Below are 20,350 nucleotides of genomic sequence, written 5' to 3' on the forward strand. Positions count from 1 at the left end.
CTCCTCAGATTTGAGCAGGCTGGCTCATCAGCGGCCGGCAACCCAAGCCGACCGGACCCCCGAAGGGGTTTCGCCTTCAGCTCCAGCTACTCGGCTCAGCACCGAGCTGGAGGGCCACCACCGTGACGCCATCCTGGTGCCCGACGAACTGAACGTCAGGGTGATCCGCGAGCACGCTCTCGCACGGGTCTCCCTCCTCGCCGCCCCTTCTCACCACGACAGTCAGGGTGATGAAGTCTTCGTCCTGCATTGCGCACCTCTCTCCGGGCTGGCTCATCAGCGGCCGGCAACCCAAGCCGGCCGGACCCCGACAGGGGTTTCGCCTTGTCAGTTGGTCGCGAATCCGCGCAGCTCGGCCAGGACCAGCAGGCACTCGGTCACCGTGGTCAGGTCCGAGTAGTCGATGCCTGCGCCGTGTTCTTCGTCCGAGAACTTCTGGAGCTGGGCTCGCAAGCTCTCGACCGACGCGGGCAGGTACTGCGCGATGAGCCGGTCGAAGCCCTCCGCGCTGGTCTGGAACTGACCGTGGGTCGTGACGTTCATTCGGATGTGTCCCTGGGGCTGCATGTCCCTGTCCTCTCCTCGCTGAGCAGGCTGGCTCATCAGCGGCCGGGAACCACCCGGCCGGACCGGCTGAAGCCGGTTTCGCCTTGTCATCCGATCTCGATCTTGGTGATCTGCGACTTCCACCCCACCTTCACTCGGATGGGAGCGTCCTCATCGACTTCCGACGCGTCCTCGATCGTGGCCAGCAGCTTCTTCAGCTCGCCGTACGTCAGGCCGTTCTTGCTGGTCGTCTCCAGGGCGAACCTCGATCTCACGTTGTTCATTGAGCCGACACCTCTCCGGCGGCCTTGGCCGCCGCGTCGTGCACTCGCATGCCGAAGACAAATGCCAGGGCTGCGACGTTGTTCTTGCGGAGCTCTCGACCGACCAGGGCCCGCGCCTTGGCGACGGCGATGGTTCGCGGGGTCTTGTCCAGGGAGATCACGATGTTCCTCTCGGTCAGGAGCTGGCTCATCAGCGTGGGGCGCTCATCTCCCACGGACCCCCGAAGAGGTTTCACCTTGCTACACTTACACACATGGTCCAAAGATCGATCCCGCATCGGCGGGAGAGCTGGCCCCCTTGTGAGCCATGACGCTCTGGACCGCGACCGCCTTGCGGCGGTCCGATCAGGGGTTCTGCGGGAGCCTTGCGACTCCCCCCGCCCCGCTCACACCGGGGCGGGACGTTCCGTGTTGCGTACGGGCATCTCACCCGCTTGCCGTTCTCTCCGCCCCGTTTCCGGGCCGTTCGTGAGAACGGTGACAGTGACTCGCCTCGCCCTGATGTCACAACCACTTGCCTGGTATCGCCAGCACAAGGGCTCACCTTGCGCCGTTCCACACCCCCGAAGGAATGCTTCACCAGGATTGGCCGGGTCGGATCACGGCCGCGAAAGCGGCCCCGACTCTGCTTGGTCCGTATGCCGGAGGTATTCGCGAACAGTCCCCGCCTTCACTCCTCGGTACTGCGATGGTGGCCCATCTTCGAGTCGATTCAACGGTTGGCCGGTAGCCTCCCCTACTCACCCACACCACTCGGAGAAGTGGCTGCGACATCCCTTACGGGGGCCGGGTGAGCGTCGTACGAAGTTCTCTGTGCGCTTGGCCTGTTGACCTCTGCGCTGAAGCGACAGTATCACACTCGCTTCGGGCCGTGCAGCTTGCGATTCGCTTGGCCGGACCGTTGCGAGTGAGCCGTTTACCACCGCTCGCAGTACGTTCCCAGGTGCGTCGGTAACCCTGGTCACACACTCGCTTGCCTGCCTTGCTGAGCTCCACCGTACCCGAGTTGGACTCGGTGTGCAAGTGGCGCTGTCTCCGTTTCGGTCTGCCTTGCGGCGTCCCGTTCTGGCGACAGGCAGAACTCTGCACCACTTGCACAGTGGGCGTCAAGTCGCGCAGGTCAGAGCACGTTTCTGAAGCGCTGGAAGCCCTTCTGCGGGTCGTTCAGTCGCCCCTTGGGCAGTTCCGTCGACTGCTCGGAGGGAAGACGCGAGAGCGCGACGTGGGCGGGCGCGCGCGAGGGTAGCACCAGCCCGAAAGGGGTGGGGGGTGACCCCCAGTGCACGTTCTTCCGGACCGCCGAGTCTTACCGGACGGGGTCCTGCCACAGTTTCAGGGGCGATTTGACCCACGATCCCGTAGGACAAATCTACTCAAGGCGGAAAACGGTAGGAACCAAGCGCCCGCGCGGAACACTTCGTACGCCAAAGAGCCGATCTCTCGCGCCCGATCGCCGGGCGCCTCCTTGTCGAGGTCCACGTCGACCAGAGGCATGTGCGCGCATGCCGCCTCCACGTCCTGGCCGTCGAGCAGGAGGGTCACGGTGATCATCTGACCTCGCCTGATGTGCCCCGGCCTGACTTCGACCCGACCCTCCGCTCCTGGCGGAAGCTGGACGTCGGGGAGGCGGGTTCCTTCGGGCTCGCTCCTAAGCTCCAACGGCGCCACGATCGGAGAGTTGAACTTGAAGTCCAAGCTCTCGCCGTTGTGGAAAATGGATGAAGTAATGTCCCTGCGGCCGATGTTCGTGAGGTGGAACTGAACGATGCGGGGCTCGTTGATGGTGATGCCGGCCGCGCTGACGGTAATCGGGCCGCCAAACCGCGAGTCGAAGAGTGGAGGCTGCGCCACGGTCCACCATTGCAGACGCAGCTTTGGATTGGCTGACCTGAATGTGGCCCAGGCTCCAAGTACTCCGACGAGAACACCGACAATGGACGAAACGATGATTGCCCAGACGTCCGTGCTCATCCACCACTCCCCCGCGATCGGGCGCATGGCAGGAAATTACAGCACCTCAGAGCTTCCCGCTCAGCGCTTGAGCAACATGGTCTTGAGTCAAGCGCTCGATGTCGTTGTCCGCGACGAACTGACGCAGTCGGCCGAGCGGGCTGTCAGGAGCCGGAGACTTGTCGGACAGCTCGGCGCCAGCGACCTGAAGGGCGAAGTCGAGGTCGATGTCGTTGCTCATGAGGACCAGCGTAAGCCGTAGAGCCGTCAGTCGGCACTGGATTGCGGGGCGCGGCAGCGCCCCCAGAGTGCCTGCGGCTCCACTCTGTGGCGCCCTTCGGGGCGCCCCTGGCACTACGTCCTCTTCGCCGTCGCCTCAAGCCCTGGTGGCCGCCGACAGGCGGCCCAGTCTCGATCGCACCTGTGCAAGTGTGACCACAGTCACAGCAAGTCCCGTTTCTGAGGCCAAGATCAACTTCCGTACAGTAAGTGTAAGAGAGTAAGTCGCAAGACGAAGTAGCAGGCTGGAGGCCCTGTCGGGCCTCGCCGACCAGAGCCACTTACGGCTTCACAGTAAGGGGCGCGGAGCGCCCCACTGAACGTAGCAACTTACATACCAGACCCCTCGGGTTGACAGCTCATGGCAGCCGCCTGCTCAGGCGGGACGTCACCGAGGACTCAGCTTCCACGTCGGAGGTGATGGATGCCGAACTGGGAGGGGTCGGACAGGCGCTCTCGCCTGCCGGCCGACTGGCCCAAGATCCGACTCCGGGTCCTTCGCCGAGACGGAGGGCAGTGCACCGCGCTGACTCAAGCGGGTGGACGCTGCGACTCGCTCGCCTCCGACGTGGACCACATTCGGCCGGGAGACGATCACAGCCTGGCGAACCTTCGCTCGCTGTGCTCCCGGCACCACCGCCAGAAGTCCTCCCGTGAGGGAGCCGAGGCCGCGAACGCCAGACGGCGTGCGATCCAGAAGCGCTTCAAGCGGACCGAGGCCCACCCCGGCCTTGTAAACCGGGCGGGGAGTCCTGCTTCCCGGCCCTGACACCCGCGTTCCAGGCCCTCCCCTGCCTGTCGAGCGCGAGCGCCCCCCGAGCCCTCCTCTCCTTGGGCGCGGCGCCGGCCCCTGGTTCATTCTTGGGGGCCGAGACTTCCAGCCGCACGGCGGCTGGTGAGAGATGGCAGTGATGGTGGCAACACTGACAGAACCAACTCGTCCATCCGCGCTTACCGGGCCGCGCGTCGTCAACGCCCGATGAACTTCAAGGAGGTGACCGGTGGGCGCACGTGGCCCTGTCCCCAATCGCGAGGATGACCTCGCGCGCCCGCGGTCCCGGAAGGGGTCCGACGAGCAGCCCGTGACCAAGGGCGAGATGAAGCCGGTCAAGATCCCCGATGGGGATCGAGACTGGCACCCCATCGCCAAGCAGTTGTGGGATTCGCTCAAGACGTCCGGCCAGGCCGACTTCTACCAGAACTCCGACTGGGCCTTCGCCTTCTCGCTGTGCGAGGACTTGTCCTACTACAAGAAGGCGGGCAAGCGGAGCGGCCAGATGCTCCAGACCATCTACTCCGCCTTCGAACGCCTTCTCGTGGCAGAGGGCGACCGGCGCCGTGTGCGCATCGAGCTGACCGAGCCCGTACCCGAGCAGGACTCTGCCGCAGTCGTAGCCATCGCGGACTACAAGAAGGAACTCGGACTCTGATTGTCAGCGGGGGGAGCTACCGTCCCGATCATGGCGAATCCGACCCCAAGCTGCGCAGTTCCCAAGTGTCCGACCCCGCCCCGACGCCGGGGCTACTGCGGTCGTCATTACCAACGCCTCATGAAATTCGGCTCAGTCGAGGTTACGTCGCTGCATGACGTAGACCTGACCGCCGAGCGCCTGTGCCGTAGCTGTGGCTGCGACGTCTCACACAAGCGCAGCAACGCCGTGTACTGCTCCCGCGACTGCAAGAGCGCCGGGGCGCACCAGCGACTCCGGGCAACACCAGAGGGCAAGGCCGCCGAGCGCGTTCGTAACAAAGCGCGGTACGAAGGCGAAGCGGAAAAGCGCCGAGCCGGCGCCATCGACTACTACGAGCGCAACCGCGAGTTGCGTGTCCAGTACGCCCGCGAGTGGCGAGCCGAGAACCCCCACCGCCGACGCGATCAGGCAGATCGCCGAGCCGCCTTGATGGTTGGCAATCCCGGCTTCTGCCCGTTCGGCGTCAAGGAGTGGGAGGCGCTGAAGCGCCGCTTCGACTACCGCTGTGCCTACTGCGACTCACGCAGTAGCGGACCGCTCCACAAGGATCACGTCGTTCCGCTCGCGAAGGGTGGACGGCACGCCATCGCGAACATCCTTCCCACGTGCGTGGACTGCAACTCACACAAAAGCGACCTACTCCTCGCGGTATGGAAGGGGCGCCCGAGCTACCCGAGGAGGTGAGACCCATCTCAACCCTGACTCTCGAAGAGATCGAAGCCCTGGAGCCTGAATACTTGGGGCCGACCTGGCAGAAGGACACCTTCGGCCAATGGAAGCTCCCGGAGCGCACGCTCGGCTGGCAGATCGCTGGCTGGTGCGCCGAGTACCTGGATGGCGAAGGCTCGACGGATGAGAAGCGAATGCCCTGGAAGTTCACCAGGGAGCAGCTTCGCTTTCTGCTCTGGTGGTATGCGATTGACGAGAACGGCGAGTTCGTTTACCGGACCGGCGTTCTTCAAAGACTGAAGGGTTGGGGCTTACCCCGGTAAGGACCCGCTCCTGGCGGTGATCTCGCTCGTCGAGTTCGTCGGACCGTCGCGCTTCTCCCACTGGGGCGAGAACGGCGCCCCGGTGGCGAAGGCGCACCCGCAGGCGTGGGTGCAGGTCACGGCAGTGAACCAGGAGCAGACCACCAACACGATGGGCTACCTGCCCATCCTGATGGGGCCGAAGCTCATCCAGACGTACGGCATCAAGATGGGCGCCGAGCTCATCCGGGCCGACCGAGGCCGTAAGCGGCTCCAAGCCGTGACCAGCTCGTATCGGTCAATCGAAGGCAAGAGAACTACCTTCACACTGCTCAATGAAACTCACCACTGGGTGGCCGGCAACGGCGGCCACAAGATGTACGAGACCATCGACGGCAACTCGACGAAGATGGACTCGCGGTACCTGGCGATCACAAACGCCCACCTCCCTGGCGAGGACAGCGTGGCCGAGCGGATGCGCGAGGCGCACAACAAGGTGCTCGAAGGTCGCGCGGTCGACGTCGGCGCCCTGTATGACTCGATCGAGGCCCACCCGAAGACTCCGCTGACGCCCGAGGCGCTGCGGATTGTCCTCCCGAAGATTCGGGGCGACGCAACGTGGTTGAAGATCGAGTCGATCATCAAGTCGGTCATGAACTTGACCATCTCGGCCTCGCGCTCGCGGCGCATGTACCTGAACCAGGTCATCGCCGAGGAGGACGCCCTCTACGGGCCAGCCGAGTGGGACCCGTTGCTCGACGAGGGCAAGAGCCTGAAGCCGGGCGACGAGATCGTCCTCGGGTTCGACGGCGGCAAGAGCTCGGACAGCACGGCCTTGGTGGCTCTTCGCGTGTGCGACATGCACGCGGTGCTGCTCAACATCTGGGAGCACCCGGAGGGCGAGGCCGCGAAGGACTGGTCGGTCCCTCGGCACGAGGTCGACTCCGCGGTGCACGAAGCGTTCCGACTCTTCGAGGTGCGGGCATTCTTTGCCGATGTCGCCCTGTGGGAGTCGTACATCTCCGACTGGTCGGAGGCGTACGGCGAACGGCTCGGCGTGAAGTCTCCGACTGGCAAGGACGCGATCGGCTGGGACATGCGCGGGTCACAGAAGACGGTGACCATGGCGCACGAGCGCCTGATGCGCACGATCTTCGACAAGAAGCTGAGTCACGACGGCGACCTGACGCTGCGCCGGCACGTCCTCTCGGCTCGGCGCCGGACCAACAACTACGGCCTCTCCTTCGGCAAGGAGAGCAAGGACTCCCCGCGGAAGATCGACGCGTACGCCGCGTTGATGCTCGCGCACGAAGCCCTGTACGAGCTTCGGGCCCGCGGCAAGAAGGTCCGGAAGCGGACTGGGCGAAGTTACTTCATGTAGGTCTGTGCAAGTGTAGCGAAAGGTGGTGAGGCATGGTTGACACCAGCCCGCTGAAGCTGGCCAAAGAACTGCTCGCCATCCTCGATCGCGATGCGGGCCGACTGGATCGGATCGACCGCTTCACCCGAGGCAAGCACGACGACCCGTACATGCCGCCCCATGCGGATGACGAGTACAAGCTGCTCGCGGAGCGCGCGGTATCCAACTGGATGCCGCTCTTGATCGGCACGCCGGCCCAGGCCCTCTACGTGGACGGCTTCCGGCCGGGTACCTCCAGCGAGGGCCTGCCCGAGGCGTCGTTCTCGAAGAGCCCGGCCTGGTCGCACTGGCAGCGCTCGCGCATGGACGCCCGGCAGGCGGCCGTGTACCGCGGCGCCCTCGGCTTCGGCCACTCCTTCGTCCTGACGGAGAAGACCAAGAAGGGCGTCACCTCCAAGGGCCTGTCGGCCAAGAAGACGGCGGCCCTGTACGAAGACCCTGCGAACGACGACGAGCCGTATGCGGCCCTGACCATCACCGCCTGGCCCAAGGGCGAGACGCCGGGCAGGGCCCGGATGTTCGACTCGACGTACGAGTACGCGGTGACGTTCAAGTCCATCAACGACCTCGACTCGGTCAAGGTGGCCGGCACGAAGCAGCGGCACGGCAACACCGAGTGCCCGGTGACGCGGTTCGCTGCACAGGTCGACCTCGAAGGTCGCACGGTCGGCGTCGTCGAGCCGATGATCCCGCTCCAGAATCGCATCAACCAAACGGTCTTCGATGCTCTGGTGGCGCAGACGTACACCTCGCACGAGGTGAGGTACGCGACCGGCATGGCGCCGCCACTCCTGAGGGAGTGGTTGGACGAGAACGGGAACGTCACCACCGACCCCGAGCTGGCGGTTGACAGCCGGCCCAAGCTGGGCCCGGACGGCAACCCGATGCCGGCCGCCATCCATCACAATGCCAGGCGCTTCCTGTTCGCAGAGGACCCCGACGTCAAATTCGGCAGCCTGCCCTCCGGTCCGATCTCTCCGCTGATTGACGCGGTGGACATGAGCATCCGGCACCTCGCCGCGATCTCACAGACGCCTCCCCATCACCTACTTGGGCAGATCGCGAACTTGTCAGCGGAGGCCCTCCTCGCCGCCGAGACCGCGCTGTCCCGGAAGATCGCCGAGTTCCGCTCCCTCTTCGGAGAGGCGTGGGAGAGGGTCTTCCGCCTCGCGGCCGAGCTCGAAGGCGAGACCGGCGCGGCCGACGACTTCACTGGCGAGGTCCAGTGGCGCGACATGGAGTCCCGCTCCCTGGCGCAGGCCGCTGACGCCCTCGGCAAGCTGAAGGAACAGCTCGGCATCCCGGCACGTGGCCTGTGGAAGCGCGTCCCCGGCGTGACGCAGACCGAGTACGAGGACTGGGAGCAGATGGCCGAGGAGGACGACTCCATCGGCCAGCTCGCCAACGCCCTGACTCGGGCGACTCCGTCCGCGGACTCGGTGCAGACGGCCCGCGAACTGGCTGCGGCGTGACCAGCCCCGCCCGGCAGGCCGAGGCTGACCGCGCTTCTCTTGCGTTCCAGACGGCACTGACCCAGATCGGGGCCGGCACCGTCGCGGAAGCGCTCTCTCTGTGGGAGGACGTCCCGGCCACAAGCCGGGCGTCCACCGCCGCCTCCTGGCTGAGGCGGGCCATCACACTGGTGATGGGGCGCAGGCGTCAGTCCCGCGACCTGGCCCGTGCGTACTACCGCCTTGCCCGCGCTCTGCGCACGGGTACGACGGTGGCCGATCCGTACCACCCCGAGCCCACGTACATCACGCTCGATGTACTGCGCGACGAGTTCGCCGCCTTGACTGGAGGCGTTGAGCGCCCCCAGGAGGGGCGTACAGACAGCGCCCCTACCGAGGAGACGGACTCCCCCTCGTCGGCCGCGACCAGCGAGCCTGGGGAAGCTGACGAGGGGGCCCTCGACGACCCCGACCTGGCGGAAGAGGAAGAACTCGACCGCATCCTGATCGAGGAGATCGAGGGCCTACGCGAGGCCGAGGAGCGGATCGAGCGCGAGGCCGAGGAAGAGCTTCGCACCGTGCTTGAAGCTCTCGGGCCAGCCAACCTCCAGAAGAAGGTCGACAAGATCGACAGCGCCAGGAGCGCCGACGAGGTCGACGCCCTTCGGGATCGGGCCCACCGGGAAGCCGGTGCGCGGCAGGCAGCAGCAGCCGAGCGTGTCGCCATGAACGGCGGACGTTCGACCGTCTGGGCCCACGGGCAGCGAGACAAGCGCGTGGTCGGCTACATCCGGCTCTCGCTCTCTGGCACCCCGTGCGGATGGTGCGCAATGCTCATTTCTCGCGGCGCCGTCTACCGGTCCGCCGAAGGCTCCGGGGCCATGGCGAGCGGGATTGTCACCTTCGGCGACCTCGACAAGTACCACGACAACTGCCACTGCTACGCGGATCCCGTCTTCTCTCGCGAGCAGTACAACCGCTCGTCCGCGTACGAGCTGAACCGTCGGTACGAGGAGCTGTGGCCCGAGGTCACGCGCGGCTTGGCCGGCAAGGCGGCGGTAGCCGCCTGGCGCCGGTTCATCCGGCAAGAACAGAAGGCCGCAGCCCAGGAGGCTCGGCGATCCACCACGAGCGTCCAGGAGGCGTAACAGTGCCCGAGCAGGAAACCCCCAGCACCGAAGAGACCCCCGCGGAAGAGACCGTCGTGACGCCCCCGGAGGGCGAGACCCCCACGGGCGACGAGGGCTCCACCGAGGAGAAGCCGGCCGAGGAGACCGTTCCCCCGGAGGTGCTTCGCAAGAAGCTCACCGACGCGAACGCCGAGGCCGCGAACTACCGCACCAAGCTCCGCGAGACGGAGGCCAAGCTGTCCAAGGCCAAGACCCTGGACGAGTTCGAGGCCGCCACCTCCGAGCTTCGCGGCCAAATCGAGGCGTTGGAGCGGCAGATCCTGATCGGCAACGTGGCAGCCAAGTACGAGCTGCCCGCGCCCCTGGCCAAGCGCCTGACGGGCACCACCGAAGTCGAGCTGGAGGCGGACGCGAAGGAGCTCCAGAAGCTCATCGTCCCGTCCGCTCCCGAATCGCTCAGCGGCGGCCTGACCCCCGACAACGGGGAGGACTTCGACCCCGTCAAGGCGGCTCGCGCGGCGCGCAAGCGCCGCTACTGACTCACCCCCAGGTGTGCAAGTGACGCACGCCGAGCCTCCCTGCATCCTCTACTGACAGGAGATCCCGCCAGTGCCGTACACCGAGCACGATGTCATCAAGCCGGAGAAGATCGCCGCGACCGCCGCGGTCGCTCTGGAAGAGTCCCTGGTCGTCCCCGCCGTCTTCCAGCGCGAGGGCATCGACCAGTTCAAGGGCGCCAAGGGCGACGCCATCAACATCAAGGTCGAGGGAGTCCTGCCCTACCGCACGTACGGGTGGCGCAACAACCGCTCGACGGAGCTCCAGTTCGACACCTACGCCGAGAAGACCGTCCAGGTCACCTTCGGTGGGGACGTCTACTCCGCGCTCCAGCTCACCGACGAGCAGGCCGACTTCGACCTGCTCGGCTGGGCCAAGCTCATGGCCAAGCAGACCGAGGCGGTCGGCAAGGGCCTGGAGTACGAGGCGGTCGACTACCTGCTCAAGGCTCCGTACTCGGTCACCCTCGGCGGTGCGGTCGCAAGCCGCTCCTACCGCAAGACCCTGATCCGGGCCCGCGAGGTGCTGAACAAGTTCCGCGTCCCGAAGGAGGGCCGCACCCTCCTGGTCGGCTCCGGCTGGGAGAACGAGCTCCTGTCCGACCCGGACCTGAACCTTGCCTCCAACGTCGGCGACGGCGAGGCCGTCTCCGCACTGAAGGAGGCCACCCTCGGCCGCCGGTATGGTTTCAACATCGTCACCTCCGACGAGCTGCCGGCCGACTTCGCCGTCGCCATGGTCTCCAGCGCGTTCATCTTCGCGACGGGTGCCCCGTCCGTCCCGAAGTCCGTTCCCTTCGGCGCCGCGGCGTCGTACAACGGCATCTCCCTGCGCTGGATTCGCGACTACGACGCGACTCGCCTGGTCGACCGCTCCGTGGTCAACACCTACAAGGGGTTCCGGATCATCCAGGACCACCTCATCGGCCGCGACGCGCAGACCCCGAGCCAGGGCTTCGTCTCGGAGCACGAGCACTTCGTTCGCGCGATCAAGCTCGACCTCGACGCGACGGCCGACATCCTGCCCGACCCGGACGGCCCGGACCTGAAGCAGCAGGAGCTCGCGGCCATCACCGGCATCGCGGGAGCGGCTGACGGCCCGACCGTCTGATCCAGCCGAGGAGCAGGACAAGATGTGCAAGTGTCGCACATCTTGCCTGCTCGTGAGTGAAGGAGGTCCGACTTGGCGAACTTCGCCACCCTGGGGGAGCTGAAGGCTCGCCTCGACTGGACGCTCGACGCTGATGAGGAGCGCATCGCTACCTCTGCCCTGGAGGACGCCTCCGACCTGGCCTGCGTGTACGCCGGCCGCGAATGGTCGGCCACCTCGGTACCGCGCATCGTGCGGACGTTGGTCTTGAAGGTGTGCAAGCGCCACATGAACAACCCTTCGGGTTACACGCAGTCCCGAGCCGGCGACGAGATGGTGGGCTGGAGCGACGACCAGAGCGAGAACGCCGGCACCGTCTACTTCAGCCGCGACGAGCAGAAGCTGCTCCAGGAGATCGGTGGGCGCAAGCCCAGCCTGATCGCCGCGCAGGTCTCCGCTTGGAACTCCGTGCGCCGGCCCGTGCCGGCCGGCCTGGTTCCGGTAGCGCAGCCCACTTCCGGCTCCAAGCCCTTCCCGCTCTTCGCGGACGGGGAGGGGCCCTGGTGAGCTCGATTCAGCGCAGGCGCGGCGTGAAGGCCAAGATCTGGAAGAGCGAGCTGCGGACTGACAACCGCGGCAACGAGATCCTGGTTGCCGATGCGGATGGCCCGCACGAAGTGACGTGCGCACTGATCCCGCAGCGGTCAGCCCGAGCCGAGGTGCCCGGCCAGCAGCAGATCAACATCACCCGAATGATCGTGGCCGCCGGCCTGGAAGGCGTCAGCCTCTGGTCGCGGGTCGAAGTGCTTGGCTCCGTCTGGGACATCGTCACGCCGCCCGCCTACCACCACGGCGAAAGGCGCACGCGGCACTGGTCGATCGACATCCGCGAGAGGCCGAGCTGATGGCGTACATCTACAAGGGTGTCGACGGCAAGAAGATGTCCGAGGTCATTGCCTCCCTCCCTGAGGTGCAGGACGAGATCTGGGAGCGCACCTTCGAGATCGCAGCGCGAGCTGAAGCCCTCTTGGTCCAGCATCGGGTCGAGGGCGTCGCGAAGATCGACATGGCCAAGGGCGACATTGACGCCTACGTGGTCCTCGAAGACCGCAACGCGACCAACGTGCGCAAGTCCAACAACTCGGCAGCCTCCATCGAGCTCGGCCGTGGAGGCTACACCGTCGAGGTGGTCAACGAGCGGGGCCAGGTCGTGAACGAGTACGAGGTGGCGCCGGCCGAGGGCCTGCACATCCTCGCCGAGGCGTCCCGCCTGCCCAAGCGCTCGCGCGGTCTGCGCGCAGCAACCGAGAAGCGGATCAAGATCAAGCGGCGCAAGCGGAACGGGCGGCGAAGCTGATGGCCGGGCTCCCTCCGGGAATCAAGGCGCTGGCCGAGCTCTCCCCCGTGGAGGATCTGATGCTCGCGGTGCTCCAACAGGGCCTGCCCGGCATCCAGGTGCAGTCGCTCATCTCGAAGAACCAGACCTTTCCGCTCGTCATCGCGCGCCGCGATCCCTCCTTCGGGAACTGGGCGGGCGACACTCGCTTCCTCGACGCGGCCCGCGTCGCGGTCCACGTCTTCTGCGAAGACCCCGACGGCGACGAGGACGCGGCGATCCTCTCCGAGGCCGTCCGCGTGGTCCTGCGTGACGCCTGGCTGAAGCAGGTGGTCTACCCCGGGCGCGGCCACATCACGCGAGTCGATCTCGCGTCCGCCCCTCGCCGGCAGGCGGACTGGGCAACAAGCTCTGGCCCCGTGCAGTACGCGGACCTCCCGACCGGTGTCTGGCGCTACGAGGCCACCTACGACATCGAGATCCGCAAGCCGCGGAGCCGCCCCTACCCCATCCAGTAAGGAGATCCCTTCGTGGCTCTGAACGACAACGCCACTCTTGTCATCGGCTCCGGCAACTACTTGACCGCTCCGGTAGGCACCGACATCCCGACCGACCTCCTGGTCCCCGTCTCCCCCTGGGAGACCGTCGGCCACACCTCCCTGGAGGAGATCTTCGCCATCGCCTCGGAGGGCGGCGAGGCTACCGTGATCGGGAGCCTCCAGAACAAGAGCCTGCGGACGAAGTACTCGACTCGCACCGAAACCATGTCCTTCACGCTCCAGCAGTTCGACGTCAAGGGCCTCAAGCTGTACTACGGCGCGAACGCCCCGATCCTCGCGGACGGCAGCGTCGGCGTCCCGGCCGACCCGGTCCCGACCTCGGCCGCGTTCCTTGCGGTATTCCTGGATGGCGAGAACGTCTTCGGTTTCTACGCCCCGAAGGCGGAGATCTACCGGAGTGACGACCTGTCCTTCGGCGACACGGAGAGCCTGGCCGGCCTGCCCATTGGCGTGAAGCCCATGACGTACGGCGCCAACTCGTGGACGTACGCGATCACCCCGCTCGGCACCGTCGCCGCGACCGGTGCGACCGCCGGCACTCCGGGCATCTTCGTCCCGGCCGGCTCGACCGCGCCGTACGACCTGGTCGACCTTGACCTGGTGACCGCGGACCCGAAGACCGCGTGGGCCACAGGTCAGCACGTTGTGCTCGGCGACGGCTCCACGGCTCACTGGTCCGGCACGGCGTGGGTCGCCGGCTCCGCTGCCTGATCCCGATCTCCCCGGCTGTGCAAGTGACGCGGACCTCCTTGCACGGCCGGGGCCCCTTCCGGGGGTCCCTCTCGACGGTCCGCACTGCATCCCCTACGACCTGGAGGTCCGCAACCCCATGGCCAGCTTCTCCCTTGACGACATCCGCGCCGCAGCCGATGCGAAGTACGGCTCGACCGACATCGAGGTCGACGAGAAGACCACCGTCCACCTGCTCAACCCGCTCCGCCTGCCCAAGGGGAAGCGCAAGGAGCTCGAAGCCATCCAGGAGCGGATGGACGCCGACGACGCAGACCAGGAAGCGCTCCTGGCCGAGGCGATCGTCCTGGTCTCCGACCACCCCAAGAAGGGTGAGGCCCTGATCAAGGCCGTGGCCGGCGACCTCGCTGTGCTCGCCGAGATCTTCGAGACCTACGGCAAGGGCGCCCAGGTGGGGGAAGCCTCAGCCTCTGCAAGCTGATCGACGACTTCGGGGAGGGGCTGTATGCCGACCTCCGCTACCACTACGGCATCGACCTGGTGGACGTGATCGAGGGGCGCGGCCCCTCCCCGATGTTCGTCATGGCGCTCGTGCGGAGGCTGCCTGACACATCCCTGACCGTCGCTCTCGCGTCGGGCGGCAGGGACCACTTCGGGTGGGGCGTCGACCGCCACCTGAAGGCCGACATCTTCGACGCGATCAATTCAAACACCCGGGCGACCGGCAACTGGGGCAGCAAGGGCAAGGCGCCCAAGATCCCGAGCTGGCCACGCCCGAAGCCGCCGAAGAAGCCGCGCAAGACCGGCCCGAAGGCAGGCAAGCGGGTCTCCGTGGCGGAGATCTACAACAGATTCACGGCCCGGAGGTAGCCCATGCCAGCAGGGCAGGTGATCGGCCGCGTCAGCGTCCGCGTCCTTCCAGATACCAGCAACTTCCGGCGGGACACGCAGAAGCAACTCGACCGGATCGAGCGGCAGCTCAGGATTGACGTGCAGGTCAAGCCGAACATGGACGGCTTCCTGCGGGAGATGCTGACCGAGGTCCAGAAGATCAACCAACAGAACCGGGCATCCAGCGCCCGCAAGATCCGGCTGTACACCCGGATCGACACGAGCACGATGGCTGGCGAACTGGCCAAGGCGATCAGGCAGTACAACGCCAAGGCCCGCTCGGGCGCGAAGGTTCAGCTCCCCACTCAGCTCACTGCCACGGACGTTGACCTCAAGATCAGCGACCAGTCCCTTCGGGACATGTCTGACCAGCTCAAGGAGTGGCGCGACAAGAACTCGCCGCTGAAGATCAGGATCGAGCCGGACGTCTCTGCTGCGTCGTCCGCAGCCACCAGCGCACGCCTGCGCGCCCTGACTCGGCCGCGGACGGTCTCGATCATTCCGCACCTCGACAATGCAGCCGTCGCCAAGGTAGCCGCCTCGCTCGCGGCCCTCAGCGGCATCCGCGTCCTGAACAACCTGTTCACGCGGTTCAGCAACATCCTGCGAAACCTCGACCAGAGCGTTCCGATCATCGGCACGCTCGCCTCCGCGATCGCCGGGCTGGCCGCGCTCGCCTTGACCTCGGCCAGCAACCTCTTCGCGCTGTCGGCGTCGCTCGCGCAGATCGGGGCGGTCGCCCTCACTCTGCCCGGCATCCTTGGCGGTTTCGCAGTCGGCATCGGCGTCACGATCGCCGCACTGCGCGACTTCAACAAGGAAGTCCCCCAGGTCAAAAAGGCCCTGTCGGCCCTTCAGAACCAGATCAGCGCGAACTTCTGGGAGCAGGCCCGGCAGCCAATTCGAGACCTGGTCGACAACCTGCTGCCCCGCTTCGCTCAGGGCTTCCGCGCCACGGCAACGGAGATCGGTAAGTTCTTCGGCTCCTTCGCCACCGACCTGACAGCCGCGCTGAACCCCGAGCTGGTCGACAAGATGTTCGGCTACCTCAACGAGTCGATCAAGACCGCGACCGGCGGCACGAAGATCTTCTCGTCGATCATCGCCCAGCTCGGCGAGGTCGGCGCGTCGTACCTCCCGAACCTGGCCGGCTGGTTCGTCAACATCTCCCGCCAGTTTGACAACTGGCTGAAGAAGAAGGGCCAGCTCGGACTCCGCAAGGAGATCGACGAGGGAATCCAGTCGCTCAAGGATCTCGGCGGCGTCCTGTTCGAGACAGGCGGCATTCTCGCCGGCCTGTCCCGCGCCGCCACCGAGGCGGGCGGCTCCACTCTGGGGAACCTCCGCGAGACCCTGAAGTCCATCCATCAGACGGTCGACTCCCCCGGCTTTCAGCGGGGCTTGGTCGACGTGTTCAGGGCCTCGCACGTGGCCATGGCCAACCTGTCCAGCACGGCCGGCCCTGCGGTGAAACGTCTCTTCATCGAGCTCGGCGCACTGCTGACCACGGTCCTGCCGCACGCAGGGCTGATCCTGGGTACGGCTTTCGGCGCCATCGCTGATGCGCTCGCCCAGCCCGCGGTCACGGAAGGCGTCGTCGCGGTCTTCGATGGCCTGCTGAAGGCCGTGCAGCTCCTCGCTCCCGCGATGGCGCCGCTTGGCCTGGCGCTCGGCGCGGTATTGCAGGTGGTCTCCGCCATGCTGCCGGCGTTCGCCGCGCTGGTCAGCGCGGCTTTGATACCGCTTTCCAATGCATTTGCCCAGCTTGCTCCAATGGTCATCCCCATCATCGAGCTGCTGGCCGGAGCGCTGACCAGCGCCGTCGTGCAGCTTTCGCCGCTCGTCATGCAACTCGCCGCCGTCGTTGCGGAAGTGTTGGGGACCGCCGCCCTCGGTGGACTCCAGGCGATTCTTCCGCTCGTCTCGGCGCTCTTTACGCGACTACTGGCCGCCGTTACACCCATTGCCGTCCAGTTGGGCGAGGCCCTGGCGCCCATCCTGATTTCGGTCGGTGAGTACATCGCTCAAGTTGGTGCGGCTGCGATGCCGCTCGTCGACATCGGTCTGAAGATCATCTCGGCCGTCCTGATGCCGCTCATCCCGCTGATACAGCAGTTGGTCACGCAATTTCTGCCGCAATTCGCGGACGCGTTCAGCCGTTTGTACACGTCACTCCAGCCCGCTCTTCAGGCCCTGCTCTCGCTGGTGAACCTTCTGATGCCGGTCCTTGCACCGGCCATCGGGTTCATTGTCGGGCTGCTCTTGGGTTCCCTGGTTGGGGCGATCAACGGCGTAGCGCTCGTCTTCGAGGGCTTGACCGGCGTGGTGACCGGCGTATGGGACATCATCGTCGGCGTGATCAAGATTGCTTGGGGCTTGATCGAGGGGTTGTTCACTGGGAATTTCTCCACGTTGAGCGCCGGCTGGTCGCAGTTTTGGTCCGGAATCTGGACGCTCCTCAAGGGCGTCTGGGACACCATTCTCGGAGCCCTGGTCGTCTTCCTGAACATCGGGCTGATCGGCGGTATCGGGAAGGCCCTCACGGCTGTCGGCGGACTGTTCAAGTCCGGCTGGAAGTACGTCACGGACGTGTGCACGGGAGCGTTCAACGCGATCCGCGGATACGTCGGGGTGTTCCTCACTGGCGTACGGGGCCTGGTCTCGGACGGCCTCAATGTAGTGAAGGGGTTCTTCGCTTCCGCCTGGACGTCGATCCGCAGCACTGCGAGTACGGCCTTGAGCAAGCTCGTGAGCACGATCGGCGAGTGGATCGGCAAGGCCGTGTCCAAGGTCAAGGAGCTGCCCGGCAAGGCCAAGGAAGGGCTCGGGTCGCTCGGCTCGACGTTGGCCACCGCTGGCAAGGATTTGATCAGGGGCTTCATCGACGGCATCGGCGGCATGTTCGGTTCAGTCAAGTCCAAGCTCGGCGACCTCACCAACAAGCTCAAGGACTGGAAGGGCCCCGAATCCTTGGACCGAGTGCTTCTCGTGGGCGCCGGGCAGCTCGTCATCGACGGCTTCATCAAGGGCTTGGAGTCCCGATACGACGCAGTCCGCAAATCCCTCCAGGGGCTGACGGCAGACATCGGCAACACCGAGATCAGCGTGCCCTCGGTCGGACAGATCGGCGTCTCGGGCGGAGTGTCCTCCGCGGTCGGTGCCGCCCTGGCCGTTTCGAATGGGGGCGGCTCCACGAAGATCCTCAACTACTACGCAGCGCCGGGCAGCAGCCTCGGGTCCGAAGAGGATCTGTTCGCCGCCGCCAACCGTGCGCGGTTTGGGTGGTGATGCAGTAGATGCCGAAGCTGCTCCTGAGCAGCGAGACGGACACGCTCGACCTGAACGAGATCATGGACACCGGCCTGGGCTACCAGGCCAAGACGGGGGTGACAGGCTTCGGCCTGCCCCCCGTCTCCGTCCAGTGGCTCGAAGGCGCCGGGGACGGCGCCACCTTCCGCAGGCGACGAGTCCTGACGCGCGACATCGACATACCCCTGGAGATCCTGGCCCGAGACCGCCGACACCTTCAGGAGCTCACCGACCGGCTGGCCCTCGCGCTGGCCGGTCGGTGCACGCTCACCCTCCTCGACGACGACGGCACCCGCTGGACGACGGACGTGTACCGAACGGGCGGAGGCGAGTACTCCTACGGCGCGGACACGACCGGCGAGCGCGAGTTCCAGACCGTCATTACCTTCCGCGCCCCCGACCCTTACTGGACCGGCTCGGAGGCTCAGATCCGCTACATCGGCGGAAGCGCCGCGGCCCCCTTCCTCACCGCCCTGGTCAACGTGGAGATCTCCGCGTCCCAGGCGATCGGCGAGATCCAGCTCGACAACTCCGGTAACGCGGAGGCGTACCCAATCTGGGAGATCGCCGGCCCCGGCACCAACTTCGTCACGGTCTCACCGGACGGCGAGAGGCTGGCCTGGTCCGGAACTCTCCTGGCGGACGAGCGCCTGACGATCGACACCCGCAAGGGCACGGTCGTCGACCGGGCCGGCACCAACCGCTACGCCGAGCTCGACGAGGCACCCCGCTTCTGGACCGTCAAGCCGGGCCTGTCCACCGCGACTGCTCAGCTCGAAGACATCACGACCGCCTCGAAGATCACCTGCTCGTGGCAGCCCCGGAAGTGGATGGTGATCTGAGTGCGGTTGCAGGACATCACGGTCGAGGTCCGCGACAAGTCCCTGACTCGTCGCGGACTCGTCCGGCCGGAAGTGCTCAGCATGAGCCTGACGGACAACTTCAACAACGTGGGTCAGTGGACGCTGACCCTGGCGGCCGAGAACCCGCTCGCACAGGCCCTGCGCCAGCCCGGCGCAGGCGTCATCATCACCGGGCCCAGCGACGTCCTCATGTCGGGGCCGGCGGTGAAGGCCGAGTTCGCCGCCACCCAGGAGGACCCCGGTGGGTCGATCACCTTCGAGGGCGTGTCGGACACGGTCGTCCTCGCGGACACCCTCGCGTTCCCTGACCCGACCAACCCCAACGGCGCCAGCCAGACGAAGGCGCACGATGTCAGGCAGGGCAAGGCGGAGGATGTCATGCACTCCTTCGTCATGGCGAACATTGGTCCGACAGCCCCAGTCGAGCGGCGCAAGACAGCGCTCGTCAGCGGGGGCACTCAAGGCCGCGGGCCCGCCGTCATCAAGAGAGCGCGGTTCCCTGTGCTCGGCAACCTCCTGACCGAGCTCGCCCTGCTGGGCGGCTTCGGATTCCGTGTCGTGCAGCGCGGATCGAGCCTCGTCTTCGAGACCTACCAGATCACCGACCGCACCAAGCTGATCCGGCTCGACGTGGCCTCCGGGTCGCTCGCCGGCCAGCGCGTCGCCATCTCCCCGCCTGGCGTCACCCGCGCCATCGTGGCCGGCCAGGGCGAGCTCACCAAGCGCCAGTTCCTCCAGGTCCAGACGGCTGCGTCCGTGGCCGCCGAGAAGGACTGGGGCCGGCGCATCGAGAAGTTCATCGATCAGCGGCAGACCGACGACTGGAAGGAGCTCCAGCAGGCCGGCGACGAGGCGATGGAGGACGCGGGCTTCACTGCCGTCAACGTCCAGGTCGTACCGATGGAGGACGGCACCATGCGCTTCGGGCACGACTGGTACCTGGGAGACAAGGTCTCCGTCGTCGTCGAGGACCAGGAGCTCGTGTCCAACGCGACCGGCATGGTCCTCAAGGCCGGGTCTGACGGCTTCCAGGTCGGCGTGCTTCTGGGTGACGCGACCGGCTTCTCCGTAGATGCCGCGCTCTCGAAGCGTGTGACAAGCGCCGAGGCCCGTGTCTCCCAACTGGAGCGGACGTCAGACGTGGGCGCCGCAGCCGACAACCAGCTCTTCTCGATCATGGGGGTGTACTGATGGCCACTGCGCCGAAGAGCTTCTGGCGGGGCCAGCTCCCCGCGGAGGAGTCCATCGTCTACACCGTCCCGTCGAACGGCCAGGCGATCATCACCGACATCGTCTGCACGAACATGAGCGCGTCGAGCGCGCTCCTCGCAGTGAAGATCAACAGCACGCCCCTTCTCGCGAACGTCGGCGTCCACCCCAACGGCGTCTTCACACTCCGGATCTCAACGGTCCTCGAACCCAACGACTCGATCAGCATCCAGGGCAACTCGGCCACGGCCTACGCCCACATCAGCGGAGTGGAGGTCGCGTAAGTGCCGTCTACGTACTACCCCTACGACAACGGGACCGTAGGTCCCACAGGGCCCGCAG

General features: G+C 66.3%; 25 protein-coding genes and 3 other RNA genes. 19 read left to right on the forward strand and 9 right to left on the reverse strand.

All coding sequences use genetic code 11. The annotated features are described in order from the left end of the window. Nucleotides 1-13 precede the first annotated feature (13 nt). The 9 genes from AB0E05_RS13510 to AB0E05_RS13550 all read right to left on the reverse strand — a co-directional run bounded on the left by AB0E05_RS13510 (nucleotide 14) and on the right by AB0E05_RS13550 (nucleotide 3,021). Nucleotides 14-76: hammerhead ribozyme type II (locus AB0E05_RS13510), an RNA gene on the reverse strand. Continuing rightward, nucleotides 77-250 (reverse strand): hypothetical protein, encoded by a 174-nt coding sequence (locus tag AB0E05_RS13515; protein ID WP_361962618.1) that lies wholly within the window; start codon nucleotides 248-250, stop codon nucleotides 77-79. Nucleotides 251-262: 12 nt separating this feature from the next. Further along, nucleotides 263-325, reverse strand: an RNA gene (locus AB0E05_RS13520) — hammerhead ribozyme type II. 2 nt (nucleotides 326-327) lie between these two features. After that, entirely contained in the window at nucleotides 328-543 is a 216-nt protein-coding gene (locus AB0E05_RS13525) for a hypothetical protein (RefSeq protein WP_361962620.1), read from the reverse strand. A gap of 45 nt (nucleotides 544-588) precedes the next feature. After that, nucleotides 589-651: hammerhead ribozyme type II (locus tag AB0E05_RS13530), an RNA gene on the reverse strand. Between the two features lie 2 nt (nucleotides 652-653). Beyond that, complete coding sequence (locus tag AB0E05_RS13535) at nucleotides 654-830, reverse strand: hypothetical protein (protein WP_361962622.1); 177 nt, start codon at nucleotides 828-830, stop codon at nucleotides 654-656. Continuing rightward, entirely contained in the window at nucleotides 827-1,021 is a 195-nt protein-coding gene (locus tag AB0E05_RS13540; protein ID WP_361962624.1) for a hypothetical protein, read from the reverse strand. Before AB0E05_RS13540 ends, AB0E05_RS13535 begins: the two co-directional genes overlap by 4 nt. Before the next feature lie 1,141 nt (nucleotides 1,022-2,162). After that, nucleotides 2,163-2,801 (reverse strand): hypothetical protein, encoded by a 639-nt coding sequence (locus AB0E05_RS13545; RefSeq protein ID WP_361962626.1) that lies wholly within the window; start codon nucleotides 2,799-2,801, stop codon nucleotides 2,163-2,165. Nucleotides 2,802-2,847: 46 nt separating this feature from the next. Then, nucleotides 2,848-3,021, reverse strand: a complete 174-nt coding sequence (locus AB0E05_RS13550) for a hypothetical protein (protein ID WP_361962628.1) — start codon at nucleotides 3,019-3,021, stop codon at nucleotides 2,848-2,850. 1,135 nt (nucleotides 3,022-4,156) lie between these two features. On the opposite strand from AB0E05_RS13550, the gene AB0E05_RS13555 reads away from it, so the two are divergent. From AB0E05_RS13555 to AB0E05_RS13645, 19 genes are all read left to right on the forward strand, one after another. Further along, entirely contained in the window at nucleotides 4,157-4,489 is a 333-nt protein-coding gene (locus AB0E05_RS13555; RefSeq protein ID WP_361962630.1) for a hypothetical protein, read from the forward strand. Between the two features lie 120 nt (nucleotides 4,490-4,609). Beyond that, entirely contained in the window at nucleotides 4,610-5,215 is a 606-nt protein-coding gene (locus tag AB0E05_RS13560; RefSeq protein ID WP_361962632.1) for an HNH endonuclease, read from the forward strand. Continuing rightward, a complete protein-coding gene (locus tag AB0E05_RS13565) occupies nucleotides 5,212-5,523 on the forward strand; it encodes a hypothetical protein (protein ID WP_361962635.1) in 312 nt (103 codons plus the stop codon). Before AB0E05_RS13560 ends, AB0E05_RS13565 begins: the two co-directional genes overlap by 4 nt. Before the next feature lie 16 nt (nucleotides 5,524-5,539). Further along, on the forward strand, nucleotides 5,540-6,883 hold the full coding sequence (locus AB0E05_RS13570; protein WP_361962637.1) for a terminase: 1,344 nt from the start codon (nucleotides 5,540-5,542) through the stop codon (nucleotides 6,881-6,883). A 32-nt stretch (nucleotides 6,884-6,915) separates the two neighbouring features. Continuing rightward, a complete protein-coding gene (locus AB0E05_RS13575) occupies nucleotides 6,916-8,394 on the forward strand; it encodes a phage portal protein (protein ID WP_361962639.1) in 1,479 nt (492 codons plus the stop codon). Beyond that, nucleotides 8,391-9,521 carry a hypothetical protein gene (locus AB0E05_RS13580; protein ID WP_361962641.1) on the forward strand — a complete coding sequence of 377 codons (1,131 nt, stop codon included), beginning with the start codon at nucleotides 8,391-8,393 and terminating at the stop codon, nucleotides 9,519-9,521. Before AB0E05_RS13575 ends, AB0E05_RS13580 begins: the two co-directional genes overlap by 4 nt. Nucleotides 9,522-9,523: 2 nt before the next feature. After that, the gene (locus AB0E05_RS13585; protein WP_361962643.1) at nucleotides 9,524-10,042 is read left to right on the forward strand and encodes a hypothetical protein; all 519 of its coding nucleotides are present in this window, start codon (nucleotides 9,524-9,526) and stop codon (nucleotides 10,040-10,042) included. A 70-nt stretch (nucleotides 10,043-10,112) separates the two neighbouring features. Then, nucleotides 10,113-11,171, forward strand: coding sequence for a hypothetical protein (locus AB0E05_RS13590; protein ID WP_361962645.1), 1,059 nt, complete (start codon nucleotides 10,113-10,115; stop codon nucleotides 11,169-11,171). A 72-nt stretch (nucleotides 11,172-11,243) separates the two neighbouring features. Further along, nucleotides 11,244-11,717 (forward strand): hypothetical protein, encoded by a 474-nt coding sequence (locus AB0E05_RS13595; protein WP_361962647.1) that lies wholly within the window; start codon nucleotides 11,244-11,246, stop codon nucleotides 11,715-11,717. Beyond that, nucleotides 11,714-12,055 carry a phage head-tail adapter protein gene (locus AB0E05_RS13600; RefSeq protein WP_361962649.1) on the forward strand — a complete coding sequence of 114 codons (342 nt, stop codon included), beginning with the start codon at nucleotides 11,714-11,716 and terminating at the stop codon, nucleotides 12,053-12,055. Before AB0E05_RS13595 ends, AB0E05_RS13600 begins: the two co-directional genes overlap by 4 nt. Further along, entirely contained in the window at nucleotides 12,055-12,507 is a 453-nt protein-coding gene (locus AB0E05_RS13605) for a DUF5403 family protein (RefSeq protein WP_361962651.1), read from the forward strand. The genes AB0E05_RS13600 and AB0E05_RS13605 overlap by 1 nt, the downstream gene beginning before the upstream one ends. Beyond that, the gene (locus tag AB0E05_RS13610) at nucleotides 12,507-13,004 is read left to right on the forward strand and encodes a hypothetical protein (protein ID WP_361962653.1); all 498 of its coding nucleotides are present in this window, start codon (nucleotides 12,507-12,509) and stop codon (nucleotides 13,002-13,004) included. The genes AB0E05_RS13605 and AB0E05_RS13610 overlap by 1 nt, the downstream gene beginning before the upstream one ends. Nucleotides 13,005-13,016: 12 nt before the next feature. Beyond that, complete coding sequence (locus tag AB0E05_RS13615) at nucleotides 13,017-13,757, forward strand: hypothetical protein (RefSeq protein WP_361962655.1); 741 nt, start codon at nucleotides 13,017-13,019, stop codon at nucleotides 13,755-13,757. 118 nt (nucleotides 13,758-13,875) lie between these two features. Beyond that, entirely contained in the window at nucleotides 13,876-14,217 is a 342-nt protein-coding gene (locus tag AB0E05_RS13620; RefSeq protein WP_361962657.1) for a phage tail assembly protein, read from the forward strand. 59 nt (nucleotides 14,218-14,276) lie between these two features. Further along, on the forward strand, nucleotides 14,277-14,606 hold the full coding sequence (locus AB0E05_RS13625; RefSeq protein WP_361962659.1) for a hypothetical protein: 330 nt from the start codon (nucleotides 14,277-14,279) through the stop codon (nucleotides 14,604-14,606). 3 nt (nucleotides 14,607-14,609) lie between these two features. Beyond that, entirely contained in the window at nucleotides 14,610-17,915 is a 3,306-nt protein-coding gene (locus tag AB0E05_RS13630) for a hypothetical protein (RefSeq protein WP_361962661.1), read from the forward strand. 8 nt (nucleotides 17,916-17,923) lie between these two features. Further along, nucleotides 17,924-18,778, forward strand: a complete 855-nt coding sequence (locus AB0E05_RS13635; protein WP_361962663.1) for a phage tail family protein — start codon at nucleotides 17,924-17,926, stop codon at nucleotides 18,776-18,778. After that, entirely contained in the window at nucleotides 18,779-19,990 is a 1,212-nt protein-coding gene (locus AB0E05_RS13640; protein ID WP_361962665.1) for a siphovirus ReqiPepy6 Gp37-like family protein, read from the forward strand. Beyond that, nucleotides 19,990-20,292 carry a hypothetical protein gene (locus AB0E05_RS13645; protein WP_361962667.1) on the forward strand — a complete coding sequence of 101 codons (303 nt, stop codon included), beginning with the start codon at nucleotides 19,990-19,992 and terminating at the stop codon, nucleotides 20,290-20,292. Before AB0E05_RS13640 ends, AB0E05_RS13645 begins: the two co-directional genes overlap by 1 nt. Nucleotides 20,293-20,350 lie beyond the last annotated feature (58 nt).

The sequence above is a fragment of the Streptomyces sp. NPDC048057 genome (assembly GCF_040653095.1).
In the GTDB taxonomy this organism is placed as follows: Bacteria; Actinomycetota; Actinomycetes; order Streptomycetales; family Streptomycetaceae; genus Streptomyces.

What these genes read in the sequence shown, in the direction of transcription:
- AB0E05_RS13630 (WP_361962661.1), top strand. Translation starts at nt 14,610, where the DNA reads ATGCCAGCAGGGCAGGTGATCGGCCGCGTCAGCGTCCGCGTCCTTCCA.
- AB0E05_RS13550 (WP_361962628.1), bottom strand. Translation starts at nt 3,021, where the DNA reads ATGAGCAACGACATCGACCTCGACTTCGCCCTTCAGGTCGCTGGCGCC.
- AB0E05_RS13610 (WP_361962653.1), top strand. Translation starts at nt 12,507, where the DNA reads ATGGCCGGGCTCCCTCCGGGAATCAAGGCGCTGGCCGAGCTCTCCCCC.
- AB0E05_RS13620 (WP_361962657.1), top strand. Translation starts at nt 13,876, where the DNA reads ATGGCCAGCTTCTCCCTTGACGACATCCGCGCCGCAGCCGATGCGAAG.
- AB0E05_RS13555 (WP_361962630.1), top strand. Translation starts at nt 4,157, where the DNA reads ATGAAGCCGGTCAAGATCCCCGATGGGGATCGAGACTGGCACCCCATC.
- AB0E05_RS13535 (WP_361962622.1), bottom strand. Translation starts at nt 830, where the DNA reads ATGAACAACGTGAGATCGAGGTTCGCCCTGGAGACGACCAGCAAGAAC.
- AB0E05_RS13605 (WP_361962651.1), top strand. Translation starts at nt 12,055, where the DNA reads ATGGCGTACATCTACAAGGGTGTCGACGGCAAGAAGATGTCCGAGGTC.
- AB0E05_RS13525 (WP_361962620.1), bottom strand. Translation starts at nt 543, where the DNA reads ATGAACGTCACGACCCACGGTCAGTTCCAGACCAGCGCGGAGGGCTTC.
- AB0E05_RS13645 (WP_361962667.1), top strand. Translation starts at nt 19,990, where the DNA reads ATGGCCACTGCGCCGAAGAGCTTCTGGCGGGGCCAGCTCCCCGCGGAG.
- AB0E05_RS13540 (WP_361962624.1), bottom strand. Translation starts at nt 1,021, where the DNA reads ATGAGCCAGCTCCTGACCGAGAGGAACATCGTGATCTCCCTGGACAAG.
- AB0E05_RS13545 (WP_361962626.1), bottom strand. Translation starts at nt 2,801, where the DNA reads ATGAGCACGGACGTCTGGGCAATCATCGTTTCGTCCATTGTCGGTGTT.
- AB0E05_RS13515 (WP_361962618.1), bottom strand. Translation starts at nt 250, where the DNA reads ATGCAGGACGAAGACTTCATCACCCTGACTGTCGTGGTGAGAAGGGGC.
- AB0E05_RS13560 (WP_361962632.1), top strand. Translation starts at nt 4,610, where the DNA reads ATGAAATTCGGCTCAGTCGAGGTTACGTCGCTGCATGACGTAGACCTG.
- AB0E05_RS13635 (WP_361962663.1), top strand. Translation starts at nt 17,924, where the DNA reads ATGCCGAAGCTGCTCCTGAGCAGCGAGACGGACACGCTCGACCTGAAC.
- AB0E05_RS13575 (WP_361962639.1), top strand. Translation starts at nt 6,916, where the DNA reads ATGGTTGACACCAGCCCGCTGAAGCTGGCCAAAGAACTGCTCGCCATC.